At 65.9% G+C, this 21,457-nt stretch carries 19 protein-coding genes and 3 pseudogenes; 7 read left to right on the forward strand and 15 right to left on the reverse strand.

Annotated elements, in window-relative coordinates:
- The first annotated feature begins 487 nt into the window (after window positions 1–487).
- Window positions 488–1,417, forward strand: a complete 930-nt coding sequence (locus D1F64_RS05345; protein ID WP_117411581.1) for an IS110 family transposase — start codon at window positions 488–490, stop codon at window positions 1,415–1,417.
- Window positions 1,418–1,511: 94 nt separating this feature from the next.
- Here D1F64_RS05345 and D1F64_RS05350 read toward each other — a convergent pair whose 3' ends face one another.
- The 8 genes from D1F64_RS05350 to D1F64_RS05375 form a co-directional block, all read right to left on the reverse strand.
- Entirely contained in the window at window positions 1,512–2,609 is a 1,098-nt protein-coding gene (locus D1F64_RS05350) for a class I SAM-dependent methyltransferase (protein WP_117411582.1), read from the reverse strand.
- A gap of 3 nt (window positions 2,610–2,612) precedes the next feature.
- Window positions 2,613–3,314 carry a methyltransferase gene (locus D1F64_RS25320; RefSeq protein WP_346432299.1) on the reverse strand — a complete coding sequence of 234 codons (702 nt, stop codon included), beginning with the start codon at window positions 3,312–3,314 and terminating at the stop codon, window positions 2,613–2,615.
- Entirely contained in the window at window positions 3,284–3,493 is a 210-nt protein-coding gene (locus D1F64_RS25325) for a hypothetical protein (RefSeq protein WP_346432300.1), read from the reverse strand. Before D1F64_RS25325 ends, D1F64_RS25320 begins: the two co-directional genes overlap by 31 nt.
- Window positions 3,494–3,983: 490 nt before the next feature.
- Window positions 3,984–4,121 (reverse strand): hypothetical protein, encoded by a 138-nt coding sequence (locus tag D1F64_RS23095; protein ID WP_162901312.1) that lies wholly within the window; start codon window positions 4,119–4,121, stop codon window positions 3,984–3,986.
- Between the two features lie 79 nt (window positions 4,122–4,200).
- Window positions 4,201–4,827 (reverse strand): SCO family protein, encoded by a 627-nt coding sequence (locus D1F64_RS05360; RefSeq protein WP_117411583.1) that lies wholly within the window; start codon window positions 4,825–4,827, stop codon window positions 4,201–4,203.
- Between the two features lie 2 nt (window positions 4,828–4,829).
- The gene (locus D1F64_RS05365) at window positions 4,830–5,384 is read right to left on the reverse strand and encodes a copper chaperone PCu(A)C (RefSeq protein ID WP_117411584.1); all 555 of its coding nucleotides are present in this window, start codon (window positions 5,382–5,384) and stop codon (window positions 4,830–4,832) included.
- A gap of 127 nt (window positions 5,385–5,511) precedes the next feature.
- Window positions 5,512–5,919 carry a hypothetical protein gene (locus D1F64_RS05370; protein ID WP_162901313.1) on the reverse strand — a complete coding sequence of 136 codons (408 nt, stop codon included), beginning with the start codon at window positions 5,917–5,919 and terminating at the stop codon, window positions 5,512–5,514.
- 354 nt (window positions 5,920–6,273) lie between these two features.
- Window positions 6,274–7,656, reverse strand: a complete 1,383-nt coding sequence (locus D1F64_RS05375) for an MFS transporter (RefSeq protein ID WP_162901314.1) — start codon at window positions 7,654–7,656, stop codon at window positions 6,274–6,276.
- A 1,016-nt stretch (window positions 7,657–8,672) separates the two neighbouring features.
- On the opposite strand from D1F64_RS05375, the gene D1F64_RS24280 reads away from it, so the two are divergent.
- Entirely contained in the window at window positions 8,673–9,467 is a 795-nt protein-coding gene (locus D1F64_RS24280; protein ID WP_248304629.1) for a reverse transcriptase domain-containing protein, read from the forward strand.
- Here D1F64_RS24280 and D1F64_RS24285 read toward each other — a convergent pair.
- Window positions 9,440–9,688 (reverse strand): hypothetical protein, encoded by a 249-nt coding sequence (locus D1F64_RS24285; protein ID WP_248304630.1) that lies wholly within the window; start codon window positions 9,686–9,688, stop codon window positions 9,440–9,442. The genes D1F64_RS24280 and D1F64_RS24285 overlap by 28 nt on opposite strands.
- Window positions 9,689–9,877: 189 nt before the next feature.
- Between D1F64_RS24285 and D1F64_RS24290 the strand changes: the two genes are divergently transcribed.
- The 3 genes from D1F64_RS24290 (at window position 9,878) to D1F64_RS25025 (ending at window position 11,362) form a co-directional block, all read left to right on the forward strand.
- Window positions 9,878–10,285 (forward strand): serine protease, encoded by a 408-nt coding sequence (locus D1F64_RS24290; protein WP_248304748.1) that lies wholly within the window; start codon window positions 9,878–9,880, stop codon window positions 10,283–10,285.
- Window positions 10,286–10,745: 460 nt separating this feature from the next.
- A complete protein-coding gene (locus D1F64_RS05390; RefSeq protein ID WP_162901315.1) occupies window positions 10,746–11,240 on the forward strand; it encodes a hypothetical protein in 495 nt (164 codons plus the stop codon).
- Complete coding sequence (locus tag D1F64_RS25025) at window positions 11,237–11,362, forward strand: hypothetical protein (RefSeq protein WP_256372888.1); 126 nt, start codon at window positions 11,237–11,239, stop codon at window positions 11,360–11,362. Before D1F64_RS05390 ends, D1F64_RS25025 begins: the two co-directional genes overlap by 4 nt.
- 380 nt (window positions 11,363–11,742) lie before the next feature.
- On the opposite strand, the pseudogene dxs reads toward D1F64_RS25025, so the two are convergent.
- The 6 genes and pseudogenes from dxs to D1F64_RS05420 form a co-directional block, all read right to left on the reverse strand.
- Window positions 11,743–13,658 (reverse strand): annotated as a pseudogene (gene dxs / locus D1F64_RS05395) (1-deoxy-D-xylulose-5-phosphate synthase).
- A 454-nt stretch (window positions 13,659–14,112) separates the two neighbouring features.
- The gene (locus D1F64_RS05400) at window positions 14,113–14,349 is read right to left on the reverse strand and encodes a hypothetical protein (RefSeq protein WP_162901316.1); all 237 of its coding nucleotides are present in this window, start codon (window positions 14,347–14,349) and stop codon (window positions 14,113–14,115) included.
- Between the two features lie 11 nt (window positions 14,350–14,360).
- Window positions 14,361–15,167: a PAS domain-containing protein gene (locus tag D1F64_RS05405; protein ID WP_117411589.1), complete on the reverse strand. Its 807-nt coding sequence runs from the start codon at window positions 15,165–15,167 to the stop codon at window positions 14,361–14,363.
- Window positions 15,168–15,741: 574 nt separating this feature from the next.
- Window positions 15,742–15,993, reverse strand: a complete 252-nt coding sequence (locus D1F64_RS05410) for an exodeoxyribonuclease VII small subunit (RefSeq protein ID WP_117411590.1) — start codon at window positions 15,991–15,993, stop codon at window positions 15,742–15,744.
- Window positions 15,994–16,116: 123 nt separating this feature from the next.
- Window positions 16,117–17,055, reverse strand: a complete 939-nt coding sequence (locus D1F64_RS05415) for a histone deacetylase family protein (RefSeq protein ID WP_211200326.1) — start codon at window positions 17,053–17,055, stop codon at window positions 16,117–16,119.
- A gap of 531 nt (window positions 17,056–17,586) precedes the next feature.
- The gene (locus D1F64_RS05420) at window positions 17,587–18,588 is read right to left on the reverse strand and encodes an L-threonylcarbamoyladenylate synthase (RefSeq protein ID WP_117411592.1); all 1,002 of its coding nucleotides are present in this window, start codon (window positions 18,586–18,588) and stop codon (window positions 17,587–17,589) included.
- A gap of 255 nt (window positions 18,589–18,843) precedes the next feature.
- Here D1F64_RS05420 and D1F64_RS05425 point away from each other — a divergent pair.
- Window positions 18,844–20,618: pseudogene (locus D1F64_RS05425) on the forward strand (acyl-CoA dehydrogenase).
- A 42-nt stretch (window positions 20,619–20,660) separates the two neighbouring features.
- Window positions 20,661–21,406, forward strand: a pseudogene (locus D1F64_RS05430) (crotonase/enoyl-CoA hydratase family protein).
- Window positions 21,407–21,457 lie beyond the last annotated feature (51 nt).

The raw sequence follows: 21,457 nt of genomic DNA on the forward strand, positions 1-21,457 counted from the left end.
GTTCCATCCGGCCCGGATCTGCAAAGCGGCACGATGCGCCGCATTGCGTCCGGGGTGACACGTGGTGGGGCAAAGGCACGCTGCCGCCATTGCCCGTGGAGGGGCATAGTGGGTCCCCGATCAAGTCGGGGATGACATGCGGAGCGCGGCGCAGAGGGCAGGGGGTGAGGGAAGCGCGTAACCCCACTCGGTGTCATCCCGGGCGAGCGCTCGCGAGACCCGGGACCCAGTAAACAGTAGATTTTCGATTCTTGCCGATGCCGTCGCGACGCGCTGTTGCAATGTCTCTGCGACATCGCCGAGGCCGTCGGCTACTGGGTCCCTGTGTATTGTCGATGTGTCAGAATGGGTGCGGACGGGAGATCGTTGGGTCCCAGGTTTTGCAGACCGAGAACCGGCACGGATCCCCGCCCGCGCAGACAGATCCAAACCTGAACAGTTGATCGAGGCCGCCGCAACCGGACCTCGCAGCACAGGGACAGGCGCCATGAGGATACACCCTGGCTTCATTGGAATCGATGTTTCCAAGCATCATCTCGATATTTTTGATGGGCTTTACGACACCCATCGGCGCGTTGACAACACGGCCGAGGCCATCGAGGCATGGCTCGCAGGCCTTGGTGAGCGTCAGCTCTTCGTCGTCTTCGAGGCGACGGGCCGCTTTGACCGCACGCTTGCCCGGGCGTTGGCCGGACACGCGCTGCGCTTTGCCCGGGTCAATCCCTCCCGTGCCCGCGACTTTGCCCGCTCACTCGGCCTCATCGCCAAGACGGATGCCATCGACGCCCGCATGCTCGCCGCCATGGGGCAGTGCCTCGATCCGCAGGCCACGCCGGCGGCCGACGAGGCGCGTGACCGGCTCTCCGGCGTACACAAGCGCCGCGACCAGTTGGTCGCCATTCGCCAGCAGGAAAAGCTTCGTCTTGCCGAGGCCCATGAGTGCGAGCGGTCGAGCCTGGAGCGCCACCTTGCCTGGCTGAATGAGGAGATCGCCGCTGTGGAGGCCGAGCGCGCCGCCCTCATCCGGGCCAATGCGACGTTCGCGGGGATGGAAAGGCTGCTGCGCTCCATTCCCGGTATCGGCCCGGTCGCCGCCACGACGCTGATCGCGCTGATGCGTGAGCTCGGCACCACATCGCCCAAGGCGATCGCGGCGCTTGCGGGTCTTGCGCCCTTCAATGTCGACAGCGGCCGTTTCCGGGGCCACCGCGCGATCAAGGGTGGGCGCAAGCGGGTGCGCGACGCCCTCTACATGGCCGCCGTCACCGCGGCGCGCTCCAACTCGCGTTTCAAGGCCTATGCCCGGGCCCTGGTCGATCGCGGAAAACCCTTCAAGGTCACCATGATCGCGCTGGCCAGAAAAATCCTCGTCACCGCAAACGCCATCCTAAGAGACGGTGTCCCGTTCCACGCATGACACACTCAACAACACAGTTGCCGGCTCTTCGCTTCGCTGCGGCCGGGATGACATGCGCAGTGCGTCTTGCGGCGCGCAAGATGTTCCGCCCCCGTCACCCCTTCCGGAACACGCTCACCTTGGAAACAAATGCGGTGCGGCTGTCCTCGCGCGTCAGGCCGTGCTCGGCGAAGAGCGCGTCGAAATCCTCCGTGAGATAGGACGTGTAATAAGGCTCGTGGAAGAGCTGGGGAAAGATCTCCAGCAGCCCGTCGTAGTCCGGATCGTCGCCGGTCTGCAGGCTGTCGGTGAGGATGAACAGCCCGCCGGGCTTCAGTACCCGGGCGATCTCCGCCGCCACCTGCCGACGCACCTTTGGGGGCAGCTCGTGGAACAGATAGACGGAGGAGGCCGCATCCAGGCTGGCGTCGGTCAGCGGCAGGTCTTCGGCCTGGGCGACTGCAAAACGCGCGCGTCGCGAGGGTACGTTCGCGCGGGCGCGGCGCAGATAGGGTTCCGACAGATCGATGCCCAGCGCCGGCAGGCGGGGCCATGCGCGGGTCACGTCGCGCAGTAATCCGCCGGTGCCGCAGGCGATATCGGCGTAGGCCAGATTCCTCTGGTCGCGGGCGCGCATCATCTCGGCCAGCGGCACCAGCGCCTGCCGGCGCATGGCGGCGGCCGCGCCCGTGAACAGCACCTCGACCTGAAAATCGTAGATCTCGGCGGAGTCGTCCGACAACCAGCCGTCGGTCTGAAAATGGAAGTTCTGCTGGTAGTAGCGCGGCAGGGCGCGATCCTTGGCGGACGCCTCCTGATGCGCCTCCTCGCGCCGGCGGCGGGTGACCTCGGGCACGTCGCGCAGGAACCGCGCGCTGCGCCGGAGCAGGCTTGCAAACCCGCCGGGTTCGTCGAACGGCATCGGCGCGGGCATCGGATAGAGCCCGGCCTCCACATTGGCCAGATCGCGCGCCAGCAGTCTTGCGATGTCGGCCAGCATGCGGTGCTGGGAGGGCGGCGGCGTCTCCGGCTGACGGATCCTGGGCGGCTCGCCGGGAAGCGTGCGGGCGGTGCGCGCCGCGATCCGCTTCATGGCCTCGCCATGCGCGCCGTACCAGGCCATCCGCGCGCCCTGGCTGACGCCGAAGCGGGCGCGCCGCATCCAGGTCTGCAGACCGGCGGGCCGATTGTCATCACGCCCGGCTTGAGGCATGGCTCACTCCCGTTTCAGGATAACGACAACCTCAATGTGGGGTGAAAACAGGAACTGGTCCACCGGCAACACGGATTTGATCGTGTAGCCGCCGTCCACCAGAATGCGCAGATCGCGCGCCAGCGTCGCCGGATTGCAGGAAACCGCGGCGATGGTCTTGATGGCGGAGGCGGCCAGCATCTCGGCCTGCGCGCGCGCGCCGGCGCGCGGCGGATCGAAGACGGCGGCGTCGAATTTCTCCAGTTCGTCCTTCATCAGCGGACGCCGCGCCAGATCGCGCGCCTCATGGCTGACGGCTTTCAGCCCCTTGGCCCGGCGCCACGCCGCGTCGAGCGCCTTGAGCGCGGCGCGGTCGTTTTCCACCGCGTGCACCGGCGTGGTCCGCGCGATCCGGAGCGCGAAGGTGCCCAGCCCGCAGTAGAGATCGACCACCTGCCGCGCGCCATCGAACGCTTCGAGCACCCGCTCGGCCATCGCCGCTTCGGCCTGCGCGGAGGCCTGGGTGAAACCGCCCGGCGCGGGCACCGCGGCGACGCCATCCATGTTGAGCGCGGGAGGACGGGCCTCGATCACCACTTCGCCGTCGACGCTCAGCCGCGCCAGATCCGCCTCGAACGCCACCTGGCCGAGTTTCGGGAACAGTTTTGCCGCTCCCTTGCCCGCGCCGTCGATGGTCACGTCGAGCCCGGCCTGGGTGTCCAGCACGGTGAGGCGCAACTCGCCGCGCTTGGGGCAGCCAGCTCGCCCAGCCGGCGCAACAGCGGCAGCGCCGCGGCAATCGCGGGCGTGACGACGGCGCATTGCTCCACCTGCACCAGCTTGCTGCTGGCGCGTTCGTGATAACCCACCAGCACCCGGCCGCCGGCGCGGGCCGCGGCAAACACCGCGCGCCTGCGCGAGCCGGGCTCGGCCGCGACCATCGGTTCGACGGTGGCCTGCAGCCCCGCGATTCAAGCGCCGCGGTCACCTGCGCGCGCTTCCATGCGGCATAGGCGGAGTGCTCCATGTGCTGCAGCGCGCAGCCGCCGCAGGTGCCGAAATGTCTGCACGGCGGCGTCACCCGGTCGGCGCTCGGCGTCTCGATGCCCAGAAGCCGCGCCCGCTCGCCTTGGCCTTCCACCCGCACCACCTCGCCGGGCAGGGTGAACGGCACATAGAGCGGACCGGAGGCGGTTTCGCAGACGCCGTCGCCGCGATGGGCGAGCGAGGCAATGGTGACGGTTTCGGACATGCGGGACCTTGCTGCGGCGGCCGGAAGGCCGGTCCGCGGATATTGGAAGTTGGCGATTGGGATGGGGAATACACGAGCGCGCGGCCCGCGGCTATCGGTCGTTTTCCCGCAAGCGCCCGCGGCCCCCTGCAACAGGGCTGATTTCAGAAAAGGCAGCCGCCCAGCGCGGCGAGCGCGATATCGGTGAAAATCACCTCGCCGTAGCGCGCCCAAAGCCCGAGCGTCGCCAGCAGCGTCATGCCGACAGCAGCGGTGATCGCGATCGTTGGGGCGTTGGGCATTGCTCTCTCATCAGCGGTTGCGCCGCAATCCTACAGCATCGGCCGCAGCACGGCCATATCGGCGATGCCGCAGCGTCACTCAGCTTTCCGCGGAGCTTATCAGCCGCTTCAGTTTCTCCATCGCCACGTCGGGGTTCTCGCCATAGGCGATGGTGCCGACAAAGCGGTTGTCCTTGTTCATCAGGTAGACGCCGGCGGTGTGATCCATGGTGTAGCCGCCATCGTCCTGCTCCACCCGGCGCGCGTAGACCCGGTAGGTCTTCAGCATATCGGCCACCTGGGTGGGCGAGCCGGTCAGCGCCTTGATGCGGTCGTCGAAGGCCGCGACGTAGGAGGACATGATCTCGGGCGTATCGCGTTCGGGGTCCACCGTGACGAAGGCGTAGTTCAGTTTGTTCGCGTCCGCTCCCAGTTTGTCGATCCAGCTTTGCACCTCGGCCAGCGTCGTGGGGCACACGTCGGGGCAGGAGGTGAAGCCGAAGAACAACACCGTCGGCTTGCCGATGAACATCGTCTCATCGACCGGCTCGCCCGCGCCGTTCACCATCGTGAACGGCCCGCCGACCGAATTCACCGGCGACAGCAGCTCCGCCGAGGTGCCGGCCAGCTTGTCGCGGTAATCGGAGAAGGTGATTGCGCCAATCCCGGCCACGAGGGCGGCAACCGCCGCCCACGCACCGTAACGAATGATCTTCGTCGCGTTCATTGTCACTTCGCCATCTTGTGTTCGCCGTCGCCCGTCTCGGGGGCATCCTGCGTCATGCCGTGGCCATCATGGCCCATCGCGGGCGTCTTGGCGCCGATCTTCTCGACCGAGAAGTCCACGTCAATGGTGCCGGCCTTCTCGAACGTCAGCGTGGTGGGCACGGTCTCACCCATCTTGAACGGGCTTTCGATGCCCATGTACATCACATGGGTGCCGCCGGGCTTCAGTTCCACCGTTGCGCCGGCCGGGATCTCGATGCCGCCGTCCACCTCGCGCATCACCATGATGCCGTCGTTGACCGACATCTCGTGGAACTCGACCTTGGCCGCGCGCGGCGAGGCGCCGGTGACCAGGCGGTCTGGCTCCGTGCCCGTGTTGGTGATGGTCATGAAGCCGCCGCCCGCCTTGGCGGCGCCGGGCGTCGCCCGGGTCCACGGCGTCTCCAGCTTGATCGCGCCGACCATGATGGCGTCGTCGGCGCGCGCGGGCAGGATCGCAACGGCGATCGCGGAAAGGGTGAGAAGAAGGGCGCTTGCGCGCGCAACTGCGATTTTCATTCTGAACTCCATGCGCCTGTCCCGCGTGCCGTTCGGCCTGCCGCTGGGATGCGCGATATCACATCAATGAGTGCCCCGTCGTGCCGGCCGTCGGGGCCGGAAAGAGGCATCGGGATCGTTGGGAGGTTCAGGCGGCCGGCGGCGCGCGGATGGAAAGCCCGCGGGCGCGCCGCGCGGTATCGGGGCGTGCGTCGTCCGGCGGGACGAGGGCGCCCAGCGCGCGAGGTGCGGGATGGGTGAGGGCGGGCGCCAGGCGCCCGGCGTCGGCCACCGGCGTGCCGCCGTGCGGGCAGACATGGCCGCAGGGGCAGTCGGCGAGATGCGCGGGGCCGGGGATCCCGGACGGATGGGAGACCGGCGCGGACGCGGAACTCGTACAGATGACGGGAACGGCGGATATGGCCGCGGACGGCATCGCCGCGATGCCCAGCGCACCCAGCACCACGCGCGCCAGCATGGCCACCGCCGCCAGGGTGGCGAGCGGGCCGCGTTCGCGCCGCAGTCCGGCGAGCAGGCTCATGGTGCGTGTCATCACGGCGCGACTATGCCGCAGGCCTCGTCCGGCGTCGAGAGGGGCCGGGGCAATGCGCGCATTTGCCGCCACGCGGCCGGCGGCGTGCTAGAGCGTTTCCTTGTCAAATGGAACCATTCTGCGGAGATGAATTTTGTCGAGGATCAAGAGGATTGGCGAAGGGCATATCGCGGATATGGCCGAGACGGGCCTCGCCGATAATCGGGAAAATTCATCCCGCCCAAAGGGTTGGTCGAAACCGGCCGTCCGCCGCGTCAACGGCCTCCGCCGTAGCATGGGCTACGCCGTTCGCCCGTTTCCTCGCGGATCGACCCGGTTTGGACCAACAGAATCGATCCCATTTAACAAGGAAACGCTCTAGTCTGGCTGCGGCCGCACCGGTTCGGGATGTTCCTCGTCGCCGATGCTGTCGGCCAGCGCCTCGCCCTCGGTTTCCCACGCCTCGGCCACCTGTCCGGCGTCCAGCGGTTCCGGCTCGTAGTGTGGCCCATCCGACATCACCACATCCGGATCGCTCTCGTCGTAGAGCTCTGGCGTCAGCACGCCGCCAACCTGCGAGGTCGCGGCCAGATCGAAGTCGGTGCGTGTGCTCTGCAAGGGCGCCTGGCGCACGGTCAGGCGGTAGATGATGTAGCCGGCCAGCGCGAACTCGACCACGGCGATCATCACGAACATGCCGCTGGGACCCATCATTCCCATCATCACGGCGGCCGTGATCGGGCCGATGGTCGAGCCGATGCCGTTGGCCAGCAGGAGCCCTGAGGAGGTTTCCACGAAGCCGTCGGCCTCCACGTGATCGTAGGCGTGGGCGGCTGCGATCGAATAGGCCGGCTGCGCGGTGAAGCCCACCAGCGCCGCCATGCCGATGGCCATGATTGCGGTGCTCGGCGCGACGACCGCGATCAGCGTGGCGACGAGCCCGGTCACGCCGCACAGACCGATGAGCACATAGCGCCGGTCCATGCGGTCCGACAGGCGGCCGATGGGCCATTGCGCCAGCACGCCGCCGAAAATGATGGCGGAGGCGAAATAGGCGGCCTGGTCGGTACTCAGGCCGATCTGGCGCGCATACAGCGGCGCCAGCGTCCAGGTGGTGCCATTGGCGATGCCGATCAGCAGACAGCCGACCATGGCGGCGGGCGAGGTGCGGTAGAGTTCCAGCGGCCGGAAGCGCACGAAGGTGATCGGCGCCGGCTGCTCGGAGCGCGTCATGGAGATCGGCACCACGGCCAGCGACACGGCAACCGACGCCAGCACGAAGGCGGTGAAGCCCGACGGGTCGACCGCCGTCAGCACCAGTTGGCCCGCCATGATGGCGGCCATGTTGATGATGATGTAGGTGGACATCAGCGCGCCGCGGTTGGCGTTGGTGGCGCGCTCGTTGAGCCAGCTTTCCACGATCATGTAGAAGCCGGCCAGCGTGAAGCCGTAGATGCAGCGGATCAGCGCCCAGGCGACGGGATCGGGAATGACCGCGTAGAGCAGCGCGCTGGCCGAGCCGATCGACACCAGCGCCGCGAAGGCGCGGATGTGGCCGGCGCGCAGGATGGCGTAAGGCGCGACCACGCAGCCGACGACGAAGCCCGCGAAATAGGCCGAGGACATCGCGCCGACGGCGAGCTCGGAAAAGCCCTCCAGGTCGGCGCGCACCGGCAGCAGGGTTCCCTGCAGACCGTGGCCGAGCAGCATCAGGGCGACGGACAGCAGCAGGGCTGCAATCGGGTTCAGGGTCTTTGCCATGGCCTCTTCGCGGGCGTTCTGCGGCAGCGGACCCAAAGGCTGTTCGGGATCGGTCCGGCGCGCAAACAAAAAACGAGAGCGCCGCTCTGACTGCATCAGAACATCCGGCGCTCTTGGGGTGGTCCGCACATGCGGCGCCCGCCGGAAAATCGGCGGGTGATCGGTCAGGCCCTGACATCGTGCCCGAAGGAGGCGGAATTACGGCCCCGTTCGCGACCTTGTGCCGCGTCGCCGCAGGTGTCAATCGGGGGAGTGCCGGAGAGGTAAAAAACGGGTGCCCGCGACGCGCCTGTGTTGCGGAAGCGGCGGGGGACCGATCGGCGGGTGCGGCCTGTGGCCACGTCATCGCGCAATGATGCGGCCGGCCCTTCGAGACGCCGTCTTCGACGGCTCCTCAGGGTGACGTTGAATGGGTGGCGGCGTCCCGGAACCGCCATGCGGGACCCTCGTCGTCGAAACCGGCTGTCCTGAGGCTCGACCGGTGTCGATTGCAATAAAAATCAACACGAGAACGTCACCCTGATGAGGCGCAAAGCGCCGTCTCGAAGGGTCGCATTCGATCGGGCCACCGGCGTCACCGCAACATCTTGGTACGCGTTCCCTTCACCCCGGACGCGATGCGGCATGCAGTGCCGCTTCGCAGATCCGGGGCGGCCCGCGCGAGGCCGTTCCGGGCTTGGTTTGCACCATTGCGGGCTGCAATGCGCCCGGCGGCGCGCGTCCCCGCCGACGTCGAGCAGGGAACAATCATGGAGAAACATCAAAACGATGACGTCATCCTGAGGAGCCGACGAAGACGGCGTCTCGAAGGATCGGCGACGATCACGCCAGCAGCCCCACCACGATTAGGACCTAACTGCATCCTAAATCCGCCCCGGTCTCGGGCGCCCGCTCTGGAAAAGCCAGATCGCTTCTGGTATCAACGCTCCCAACGGGGTCTTCCTTCGCATACGGGCTGTGAAACTGCGGCTTACGAGCGAATGTCTCTACATATCATGTGCGCTGGATGACCTGATGTGCGCCCTGGCGTGATTGGAAGGAAGACCTCGTTGCCATCGCTCACTCAGATCTTTGGCAAGCACATCCCGATCGCCATTCCGGCGGAACTCGCCAGCGAAGCCACCTTGCTGGCCCATCTCGACGTTTCGCCCAAAGAACTAAAGAAGATCTGGTGGTATCGCGCGGCCATGTACAAGAAGTTCTCGATCGCCAAAGGCTCGGGAAAGCTGCGGCTCATCACCGCCCCCGATAATCGGCTCAAGATGCTGCAACGGAAATTGGCACCGCTCCTCGATCAGCTCTATCGCGTTCGCAACCCCGTCCATGGCTTCGTACCAGACCGTTCGGTCAGGTCAAATGCCGAGGCGCACATAAACCGGCGCTATGTGGTCAATCTCGATCTGAAGGACTTCTTCCCGTCGATCACGGAGAACCGGATACGGGGCGTGTTGCGAGCGCTTGGCGTCGATCGTCGCGTTTCGGAGATCGTTGCGCGGCTCTGCTGCTACAATGGGCATCTGCCCCAGGGCGCGCCGACCAGCCCGGTTCTGTCGAACATGATCTGCTACCGGCTCGACACGGTCCTTCTACAGATCGCGAAGGCCGCACGCGCGATCTACACGCGCTACGCCGACGACATCACCTTCTCGACCTACCAACCGCCCGCCGGGCTTTTCGAGGCCGCGATCCCGTCTTCGGGTCGCTTCGCGCCCGAGGCGCTGGCGGCGAACCTTCTCCAGGCGGTTACCAGCAACGGCTTCGCGATCAATCCGGACAAGGCGCACTATGCGATCGTCATGCGCGTCGCATAGTCACCGGCCTCAAGATCAACGAGCTCATCAACGTAGATCGCCGCTATGTGCGCAATCTGCGTGCCGCACTCCACTCGGTGGAGACGTTGGGGATCAAGGACGCGCAGGCCAGATTTCAGACCGATATGGCGGCTGCACGAGGCTTGCCGATCATCTTGCGGCAAGATCTCGTGGCTCGGCTTCATCAAGGGACCGACCGATCCTCTGGTGCGCAGCATCATGCTGCGTTTCAAACCAATGCTTTCCCGAGAGCCCGCTAAAGGTGAAGCCGACCGCGATCGAGATGCGCAACCGCGCGTTATGGCTTGTCGAGCATGATGGCGATGCCGGCACACAAGGCACCTGTTTCTTTCTGAAGACGCCGGTCTCGTGACGCAGCTCATTGCGTCGAGAATGTCGAGACGGTCGAGATCTACCATCCGAGCAAATCTTCCAACAGCTTCAAGGTAAAGGTGATCAAGCGGCACGAGCATCGCGACCTCGCACTGCTCGAGCCGCACTTCCTGAGACCGAATATTTTTGAGCTGGTGGGCTCCGGCCAAATCATCGTCGAGGATGCTCCGACGATCGCGCTCGGCTATCCGGGCTATGGACCGGGGGACAAGCTCAATATCCGGTCAGGAACGGTCAGTTCGCTCCCGATGAAAAGTGGCGTGCAAACTGATCGAGGTCACGCAAAAAATCGCTCAGGAATGTCGGGCGGCCCGCTTCTAGATGCCCATCAGAATGTCATCGGCATCAATCACAAAGGCGGGCCTGACATGGCGCGCGACTTCGCAGTCCACATTAACGAATTGACCGCATGGCTTGCCGAATAGGCGACCTCATACATAAAATTTGAAGGGCTGCCTCTCCTGTCTTTTCGCCGATCCCATTGTCAGGACGTCGCCGACCATCCGCGCGAAACGGAAAGTGACTGGCAGCCCGTCGTTGAAGTTGCATCTGTTTTATTTGATCTTGGTGATGCCCATGATGTCCTCAAGGGTAGTGCGGATGGCGGGCCGCTGATATTTTCTGCACATCACGGACACGTGAACCGGGTTTGGCGTCTCTAGGGCCGGAAACGGTTTGGCCGCTTCCGGTGTCTGTTAGCGAATAGCCAAGAGGTGGACCCATGGCTCAATATTTCAAGGCGAAGACATCGCGAAGCTTCATGCTGGCCGCGAGGAAATGCACCGGCAATTCGCCGATCTCAGAGCCCGCTTCCTAGCTCGGAAATACCGCACCGAACGGGGTCACGAGTTCGCGTGCTACGGATTCTCCAGGCGCCTTGGCACAATGGTCCGCGCGATCGACGTGGTGTTCGAAAAACTACCTCCTGAGCTCGACACGATCCCTGACAGGGACACTGTCGTCGATGCCACTCTCATGATCCAGGCGTTCGTGTTGAACGCTTTCGGGTGTCTTGACAACCTGGCGTGGATTTGGGTCTGCGAGAAGCCCGTTCTAAACGCACGTGGCAAAGAACTCGGGCCGCTGGAGGTCGGCCTCGGGCCAAAGCGCAGGGACGTTCGCGCATCGTTCAGCAAAGAGTTTGTTGCATACTTGGAGAAGCGACAGGACTGGGTGGACAAGCACCTGAAGGGCTTCCGCGATAGCCTCGCACACCGCATACCCTTGTACATCCCGCCCTACATCGTTTCCCCGAGGTTGTCGAAAAGTACAACGAGCTCGAAAAAGCCAGTGGAGATGCCATCCGAGAGCTTGACTTGGGGCTCTACGACAAGCTGCAGGCCCAGCAGCGCGGATTGGGCATCTGGCGGCCTTGGATGACCCATTCCGTCACCGAAAAATCTCCGCGTGCCGTGTTCCACGCGCAGCTGCTGCAGGACTACGTGACGATCGATGAGTTCGGTCGTGAGATGCTGGCCGAGTTCGAAAGGCAGGCTGTCTAGTAGTCAACGACCAGCGCTAACATCTCACTCATCGTTCAGTCGACGAGTGCAGTTTAAGCCGTGATTTTCCATGGATCACGTGCACGAAAACTGTCAATTGTTTAGTGGACGCGATCACTTGAACGACATTGGTGGGCACAAGTAGTGCCTTGGCAGGGAAATCGCCCGACGCGGAACGGGCTCTTTCAGAGAGTGCAATTCTAGCTCGGAGCTCTTCAAATAAGGTGCAGAGTGATCACCACTTCGGGTGCTTCTAAGTTCAGCTATCCGCTCGATAGATAACTACTAACGCATCATGAGGACAGCCGGTGTCAGTTCAACGTGTTGATTGAATATGTGAAGCACGGAAGCCAGTGCTCTTGAGCCCACTGCCTCTCCCCTCACGCCAGCCGGACGATCTCCGCGGTGTCCCGTCCCAGCGCCTCGAACACCTTGGTGACGATGCCGTTGGCGTTCAGGCCGGCGAGCGCGTACATGGCGTCGGGCTTGTCCTGGTCGATAAAACTGTCCGGCAGCACCATGGCGCGGACGCGGAGTTTGCCGTCGAGCAGCGCGCTGTCTGCGAGGAACTGCAGCACGTGGCTGCCGAAGCCGCCGACGGAGCCTTCCTCGATGGTGATCAGCACCTCGTGCTCGCGCGCCAGCCGGCCGATCAGCGCCTCGTCGAGCGGCTTGGCGAAGCGCGCGTCGGCGACCGTGGTCGACAGGCCGAAACTTTCCAGCGTCTCCGCCGCCTCCAGGCAATGCGCCAGCCGCGTGCCGAAGGACAGAAGCGCGATGGTGCTTCCCTCGCGGATGACTCGGCCGCGGCCGATCTCCAGCGGGACGCCGCGCTCGGGCAGGTCGACGCCGACGCCCTCGCCGCGCGGATACCGGAACGCGATCGGGCCGTCGTCGTAGGCGGCGGCGGTCGCCACCATATGCTTGAGTTCCGCCTCGTCGGCCGCCGCCATGACGGTGAAGCCGGGCAGGCAGGAGAGATAGGCGACGTCGAAGGCGCCCGCGTGCGTCGGCCCGTCGGCGCCCACCAGCCCGGCGCGGTCGATGGGGAAGCGCACCGGCAGCCCCTGGATGGCCACGTCGTGCACCACCTGGTCGTAGGCGCGCTGCAGGAAGGTGGAATAGATCGCCACGAACGGTTTGTAGCCCTCCGTCGCCATGCCGGCGGCAAAGGTCACCGCGTGCTGCTCGGCGATGCCGACGTCAAACGTGCGCTCGGGGAAGACCTCGCCGAACAGGTCGATGCCGGTGCCCGAGGGCATGGCGGCGGTCACGGCGACGATCTTCTCGTCCGCTTCCGCCTCCTGGATCAGGCTCTGGCCAAACACCTTGGTGTAGCTCGGCGCGTTCGGCGTGGGCTTGGCCTGCTGGCCGGTGACCACGTCGAACTTGGCGACGCCGTGGTACTTGTCGGATGAGCTTTCCGCCGGGGCGTAGCCCTTGCCCTTCTGGGTGACCACATGCACCAGCACCGGCCCGCCGGGACTGTCGCGCACGTTGCGCAGCACGGGCAGCAGGTGGTCGAGATTGTGGCCGTCGATCGGCCCGACGTAATAAAAGCCCAGCTCCTCGAACAGCGTGCCGCCGGTGAGGAAGCCGCGGGCGAATTCCTCGGCGCGGGCTGCGCCCTTCTGCAGCGGATCGGGCAGCGCCTTGGCGACCTGCTTGGCCACCTCGCGCAGCGAATGATAGGCGCGCCCGGAGACGAGGCGGGCGAGATAGGCGGACATGGCGCCCACCGGCGGGCGATCGACATGTCGTTGTCGTTGAGAATCACGATCAGCCGCGAGTGGCGCGCGCCGGCGTTGTTCATCGCCTCATAGGCCATGCCGGCGGACATGGCGCCGTCGCCGATCACCGCGATGACGCGGTTGTCGCGCGCGTCCAGCTCGCTGGCCACCGCCATGCCCAGGCCGGCGGAAATCGAGGTGGAGGAATGCGCCGCGCCGAAGGGGTCGTATTCGGATTCGGTGCGCTTGGTGAAGCCGGAAAGCCCGCCCGCCTGGCGCAGGGTGCGGATGCGGTCGCGCCGGCCGGTGAGGATCTTGTGCGGGTAGCACTGGTGGCCGACATCCCAGATCAGCCGGTCCTCGGGCGTCTTGAACACCGAGTGCAGCGCGACCGTCAACTCGACGACGCCCAGGCCCGCGCCCAGGTGGCCGCCGGTGACCGAGACGGCGTCGATCATCTCCGCGCGCAATTCGGCTGCGAGCTGGGCCAACTGGCCGTCGCTCAGCGTGCGCAAGTGTTCGGGAGTCTGGATCGTGTCGAGAAGCGGAGTGTCGGGCAACGTCATGTCACAGGTGCGATCGCGCTTGGGTTCGTCTTGTGCCGCAAGGCTTACACCAGTGTGCTGGGGGTGCAATTCGCGTTGCCGATTGCCGCGTTCGGTCGGTATCCCCTTACAGGCAGCCTGAATTGTGACGGTTTTTTGCGATGTCACGCATTTTTTTCGTTTCGTCACCCGATCGGGTGATGATTTTCGTGGCCGGAAGAGATACAAAATCCCGGTGGTCGATGGGGCCACGTGCACAGTGATCGACTTGGGCCGCGAGTATTCGCGGCCCTTTTTTATGGCGCGCGCGCATCTTCCGCAGGTGCCCTCGCCGCCGCGCGGCGGCGCGATTCCGCGGATTTTCCCCATTATCGAGACTCACACTTCGTCATTTTTACGGAATCCGTCCGTCGTACCGCAATTCGGATTTCTATCAGGTGGTAGTAGTCCCAAGGCCGCTTGTGCCGCGCCGGTGTCAGACCGATTGCAGCGCCGCGATCAGCCGCACCAGTTCGACCTGGTTGCGGGTGGCGGTCTTGGTGAAGATTCGCCGCAGGTGCGTCTTGGCCGTGTTGCGGGTGATCGACAGATCGCCGAGCGTTTCCTCCAGCGTGCCCGAGCGCGCCAGACTGGCCGCCAGCCGCGCCTCGCTGCGGGTCAGCGAGAAGCAGTCGCGGATCAGCAGCTCGACGTTGGGGCCGAGCGTGGCCATCGGCCGGATCGTCAGCAGGAAAATCGTCCCGCCGGCGGCATGCGCCGTCGTCGGCCGGTCGCAGCGCAGCACCGAGATCTGATGGCGGGTGTCCGGCGGATTGCGGCCATGGATGATGCAATGGCCGGAATCGCGCGCCGGCTGGCCGGCAAAGGCCGTCGCGCCGGCCATCGCGGCGAGCAGCTTCTGCTGCTCGGCGGATCGGGCAGGGAAATCCGGTTGGTCTGATAGTCGAACACGGCGCCTTGCGACAACAGCGCGCGGGCGGATTCATTGGCGCCCAGCACCCGCCAGTGCTCGTCCACGGCAATCGCGCCATGCGGCAGGGATTCGATGATCTGATCGAGATAGTGGTTGGCGATCTGCCATTCCTGCGCCCGGGCGGTCAGCTCGAGCGCGCGCCTGAGGTGCCCCGACAGACTGTGCAGATAACCGACCTCGTCGCTGGAGAAGGCGCCCTTGTTGCGCCCGCGCGCCAGCGCCATGACGCTCAGCCGGTCCGGCCGCCGGTCCAGAGCGCAGGCGGTGGCCTCGTAGAGCCCTTGCGGAAACAGCACCGCGCGGCTGACCGCGCTGCGCTCGAAGGCCACGTCGTCCATGATCTCGCGCCGGTCGAAGAAGGTGCCGACGGTGGACCCGCCGCGGGCGTGATCCAGCGAGGGGTTGTCTCCGGGTTCGCCGAAGTCCTGAACGGAAACCAGAAGCCGCTCGACATCGAAGCGCACGGGAAACAGCGCCAGGGGCGCTGCGGTGGGATGGGCGCGCACGTCGGCGATGATCGCGGCGCCATTGAGCTGGTCACTGATTTTGGTCAGCACGGGACGCCAGCCGTCCGGCTCCAGAGCCGCCTCGTAGATCTCGGAAATCAGTGTTTCGGTCGATTGCGGCAGCGTCGTTTCCTGTGATTGTCGCTGTTCTCAGAGCGTATGGCGGGGAAGCGGCGAGGGCGCCGCGGACGGCCTTGCGGGGCGGCGTGGCACGGCAGCAGGGACCATGGTCGGAAGAAGCGATTCATGATTTAAAATCATCATTTCACAATGCCCGACTTATGCATCCGAGTCACCGCTGTTTTGCGCGGGCCCCCGATTCACCCGGTTTCGCAGCGATCTCCCCAGGCGCTCGGCGCACGCGCCTTGTTTCCAATCCAGATTGCCGGAAATCCGCCGTGAGCGCCCGCGGCCCGGCGGACGTCTCCTTTGTGCCGGCCGGTGCGGGCGTCTGTGCCGCAGAGTAAGCGCGCATTGTGGATCTGTGAAGAACAATCGGCAGGAAGGACCGCCGCGGCACGCTCTCGGCCACAGCCGGACTCCGGACGCGCGCCGCCAGCGCCGGACCCTCTCGGGGGCAGACAAGTCCTGTCAGGAACAGACAAATGATGGGGTGCGAAGCCGGTCAGTCGACGTCGAGCGGCTCGGTGCCGACGACGCCGCCGTCCTGGCCGCGGCGGATCTTTTCGACCTTGGTCTCCGCCACTTTCAGCAACGTGTCGCAATGCTTGCGCAGGATCTCGCCGCGCTCGTAGATCTCGATGCTCTTCTCAAGCGGAACGTTGCCCTGTTCCAGCTGCTGGACGATGGTTTCCAGTTGCCGCAAGGCATCCTCAAAGCTCAGGTTGGAAACGTCGTCGGCGGTGGTTTCGGTCATCGTCCGTCACATGCTTGAGCGCGCGGTCTGCGCGATCGGTCAAGGGAATCTCGTCCGCCAGACTCCGATGCCCGGCGGGCGGCGTCAAGGCACAACCCGCGGCAGGCATGGCAGCCGCGTGTCTCAGGCGTTCATCAGCGTGGATATGTGGGTTGCCGCGGATTTCGCCAGGCCTTCCAGGTCGTAGCCACCTTCCAGCAGCGACACCAGGCGTCCGTTGCAATGCTTGTCGGCAAGATCCATCAGTTTCTTCGTGATCCAGGCATAATCGCCCTCGACAAGATTGATACTGGCGAGTGGATCGCGGAAATGCGCGTCAAAACCGGCCGAGATCAGGATCAGTTCGGGCGCGAAGGCGTCGATGCGCGGCAGGATGGCGATGTCCATCGCCTCGCGGAACTCCGCGCTGCCGTCGCCCGCGTGCAGCGGCGCATTGACGATGTTTCCCACGCCGGTCTCGCTGGTTGCGCCGGTGCCGGGAAACAGCGGCATCTGGTGCGTGGAGCAATAGAGCACGCTGGGATCGTTCCAGAAGATGTCCTGGGTGCCGTTGCCATGGTGCACGTCGAAATCGACGATCGCGATCCGGTCAACCCCATGTTTGCGCTGGGCGTAGCGCGCGGCGATGGCGATCGTGTTGAACAGGCAAAAGCCCATGGCGTGCGCGGTTTCCGCATGATGACCGGGCGGGCGGATGGCGCAGAAGGCGTTGTTGACCTTGCCGGCGAGCACTTCGTCCACCGCCTGGGTGCTGGCGCCGATGGCGCGCTGCATGGCCTCCCAGCTTCCCGGTGACACCGATGTGTCGCCGTCGAGCTGGACGATGCCGCTTGTGGGGATGTGTTCGCGGATCGTGTCCACATGCGAAGCGGGATGAGCGAGCAGGGCGATGTCGATGTCGCCCAGCGGCGCGGTCTCGCGCTCCAGCGTCTGGAATCGCTCCGCTTCCAGAATGCGGTCCACTGCACGCATTCGGTCGGGGCGTTCGGGATGTCCCGGCGGGGTCAGGTGATCGAGAAAACAGGGATGGTGCAGCAGCAGGGTGGCCAAGGCGGATCTCATCTGTGCGTTTCGCTCGCACGATGAGACGCCGCGGGCTTGTGCGTGTCAATGCTCATCCCAATGCTCGCCAGCAATGACCCGCATGATGGAGCTAAATCGGTTTGTCCGGTCAGGCGCGCCGCGCCGCGCCTTGGCAGGAGGGCTCCGATGGGCGTGGCACAAAAAAAAGGCGGCTGACACATCGTGTGCCGCCGCCGGAAAGTTGCGAGCGATTGGGAGGAAGTCGCTCGATTTGGGAGGTCCACCGCATCACCAGGTTTTCCAGCCTTCTGAGTACCCCATCTGATCGCCGATTTCCAGTAAATTACAGTAATATTTTGAATAAAAGGCGTGTTTTCGCAATGACTTACCTAGTTATACTTAAGGGTAGTTTCTGTATTGCGTAGAACGCCCTTTTGTACAATTCCTGCCATGTAAGTGATTCGGCTTATACCTCCGGGCACGCCAGGTCTCGGCTTCTGGCGTCTGGGCGCGGTCCGTTCCGGCGAATCACCCGGAATCCGCGGCGTCCGCCGGGAGAAACGTGGGGAGCTAGCCGGCGCGCGGCGCGGCGGCACGTGAAAGCCGGTCGTTGATCGCCTCGCCCAGCCCGGATTTCGGGATCGGCATCACGGCGATGGTCGCGGCGCCCGAGGCGTCGAGCAGCCGCAGCTTGGCGAAGAGACCGGCCGCCGCCTCCACAAGATCACCTCGCGTGCTGAGATTCTCGATCCGGCGGGCCGCCTCCGCGCCCGGCAGCAGGGTCGGGCCGAAGGCGAGCAGGGCCTCGCCGGGTGCAACCGCCTCGGCATCGAGCCGCACCCGCGCGTTCGGCGCGTAGTGAGACGCCAGCATGCCCGGCGCCAGGGGCCGCGCGCCGTCTTCGGTTTCGGGCAGGGGTGCGGCGAGGGGGCAGCCCAGCAGGCGCTCGATGTCGGCGCGGGCAATGCCGCCGGGCCGCAACAGCCGCGGCGTGTCGTCGGTCAGCGAGACGATGGTGGATTCCACGCCCACCCTGGTCGGCCCGGCGTCCAGCACCAGCGCCACCCGGTCGCCGAGGTCGTCCGCCACCGCCTGCGCGGTCGTGGGACTGATGCGGCCCGAGCGGTTGGCGCTGGGGGCGGCCAGCGGCCGGCCAGTGGCGGCGGCCAAGGCCTGCATGATGGGGGAATCGGGCACGCGCAGGCCGACGCTGTCGAGCCCGGCCGTCGCCAGATCGCTGATCGCGGCGTCGGGACGTTTGGGCACCACGAGGGTCAGCGGTCCAGGCCAGAAGGCGCGCGCCAGCAACCGCGCCCGGTCGTCGAAGATCCCGAGTGCCTCCGCGGCGGCCTGATCCGCCACATGGCTGATCAGCGGATTGAAGCGCGGCCGATCCTTGGCGGCGAAGATCTTCGCGCAGGCCCGGGCGTTCGTGGCGTCGGCGGCCAGCCCGTAGACGGTCTCCGTCGGTACGGCGACCGGTTCGCCCGCCAGGATCAGCGCCACGGCGCGGCGGAAGCCGTCGTCGCTTTCGAGGTCTTCGCTCAGGGGGTCAAGGCGCCACACGGCCATGCAGGGTCTCAGTCGTCTTTGGCCTTCAGGCGCGTGCCGAAAGCGGGCAGGAGGATCGGCGCATCCCGGGTGCCGTAGCGACACGATTGACGTAAACGTTATGAGCGCTACTGTCGCGACGATTGCCGTCTCTTCGGCGTTTTGCGGACAATGAGCGCGCGCGTCAAGCGCCGGAGCGATTTCTGTCCCGCGGGCGGGTGCGTCCGCCGCCGGACACAGGCTTCCGAACAATGCGCGATTGGGAGGAATTGGCTGATGTATCGTGCTCCTGTGACCGAGATCGCGTTCGTCCTCAAGCATGTCGCGGGACTGGACGAGGTTCTTGCCCAGGCGCCGGATCTGGGCCTCGGCGACGATCTGGTGAGCGCCATTCTGGAGGAGGCGGGACGCTTCGTCGCGGAGGAAATCGCGCCGCTGAACAGGGGCGCGGACACGCACGGCACGCCGCTCAAGGATGGCGCGGTAACCACGCCTCCGGGCTGGCGCGAGGCCTATCGCGCCTGGATCGAAGGCGGCTGGAACGGGCTCAACGCGCCTCAATCCCACGGCGGGCAGGGCCTGCCGATGATGCTGCAGGCCGCGGCGCTGGAGATGTGGAATTCCGGGTCCATGGCGTTTGCCATCGGCCCGACGCTGACCGCCGGCGCCATCGAGGCCCTGCACACCCACGGCAGCGCCGAGCTTCAGGACACCTATCTGGCGAAACTCGTCTCCGGCGAGTGGATGGGCACGATGAACCTGACCGAGCCGCAGGCCGGCTCCGATCTCAATGCCTTGCGGGCGCGCGCCGAGCGCAACGACGACGGCACCTACCGCATCTTCGGGCAGAAGATCTTCATCACCTACGGCGAACACGATCTCACCGACAACATCGTGCATCTGGTTCTCGCCCGCCTGCCGGATGCGCCCGCCGGCACGCGCGGCATCTCGCTCTTCGTGGTGCCGAAATTCCTGGTCAATGCCGATGGCTCGCTGGGCGCGCGCAACGACGTGCGCTGCGCCGGCATCGAGCACAAGCTCGGCATCCACGGCTCGCCCACCTGCACCATGGTGTTCGGCGACGAGGGTGGTGCGACCGGTTGGCTGGTGGGCGAGGAAAACCGTGGGCTCGCCTGCATGTTCACGATGATGAACAACGCGCGGCTGGCCGTTGGCATCCAGGGCCTGGGCGTTGCCGAAGCCGCCTACCAGCATGCGCTGGCCTATGCGCTCGACCGCCGTCAGGGCCGCGCGGCGGGCGAACCGTCCGATGGCATGAGCCCGATCGCGGCCCATCCCGACGTGCGCCGCAATCTGCTGACCATGCGCGCGCTGACCCAGATCGCCCGCGCCATCTGTTTCTCCTGCGCCCAAGCCATCGACATGGCGCGCCTGTCGCACGGCGAGGACAAGCGCCACTGGAGCGAGCGCGCCGGGCTGTGGACGCCGCTCGCCAAGGCGGTGCCCACCGACATCGGCGTGGAAGCCGCCTCCATCGGCGTGCAGGTGCACGGCGGCATGGGCTACATCGAGGAAACCGGCGCCGCCCAGTTCCTGCGCGACGCGCGCATCGCGCCCATCTACGAGGGCACCAACGGCATTCAGGCCATCGATCTGGTCACCCGCAAGCTGCCGCTGTCCGGCGGCGGGCAGGTGCGCGGCTGATTGCCGAGCTGCGCGCGTCGGCGGAAGCCGCCAAGGGCTCCAACCGCGCCGACTTCGGCCAGATGGGCGAGCGTGTGTCCGGCGCGCTCGATGATCTGGAGGCGGCGACCGACTGGCTGCTGGCCGCGCTTGAGGACGGCCGCATGGGCGAGGCGCTGGCCGGCGCGACGCCGTACCTGCGGCTCTTCGGCCTGGCGGCGGGCGGCGCGCTGCTCGCCAGGGGCGCGCTTGCCAGCACCGCGCAGGGCGCGCCCGCCGATGAGGCGCGCATTCTCACCGCCCGCTTCTTCGCCGAGAACCTGATCGGTGAGACCGCCAGCCTGCGGGCCAGCGTCACGCAAGGTGCCGCCGCCGTGCTCGCCGCCGAGGCCGCCTTCCGGGCGTGAGAGCAACACCGCGCCTTGCGGCGCGTGAGGAGGAGCCACGCAATGATTGACGTCGACATCCGCGATGGCGTGCAGACCATCCGCATGAACCGGCCCGAAAAGAAGAACGCGCTCACCCGCGCCATGTACGATCTCATGGCCGGCGCGCTGGAGGCCGCCGACGCCTCCGGCGATATCCGCGTCAGCCTGATCTGCGGCGTGCCGGGCGCCTTTTCGGCCGGCAACGACATCGGCGACTTCTTGCAGGTCGCCATGACCGGGGAGGGTCTGGGCACCTCGGTGATCCGGTTTCTCAAGGCCATCGCCGCCTCGAAAACCCCCGTGGTCGCCGCCGTCGACGGGCTGGCGATCGGCGTCGGCACGACGATGCTTCTGCATTGCGACATGGTGTTCTGCAGCCCGCGCTCGAGCTTCCGCACGCCGTTCCTCGATCTCGGGCTGGTGCCCGAAGCCGCCTCAAGCCTGATCGCGCCGGGCCTGATGGGCCACGCCCGCGCCTTCGAGCTTCTGTGCCTGGGGCGGGCTTTGACGCCGCGCGGGCGCGCGAGGCGGGTATCGTCAATCACGTGGTGGACGAGGACGCGCTGGAGGCGCAGGCCATGGCCTGCGCGCAAGCCATCGCTGCCAAACCGGCCGAGGCGCTGACGATCGCCCGCACCTTCATGCGCGGCGACACCGACGCGATCCTCAAACGCATCGACGCGGAAGCCGAGGCGTTTCGCGACCGGTTGGGATCGGACGAAGCCAAGGCGGCGTTTCAGGCCTTCATGGGCAAGGCCAAGGGCTGAGCGCTCACTCCCTCTCCCTCAGGGAGAGGTGACCGTGACCAGCGCCCCCAA

Source organism: Breoghania sp. L-A4 (assembly GCF_003432385.1).
In the GTDB taxonomy this organism is placed as follows: domain Bacteria; phylum Pseudomonadota; class Alphaproteobacteria; order Rhizobiales; family Stappiaceae; genus Breoghania.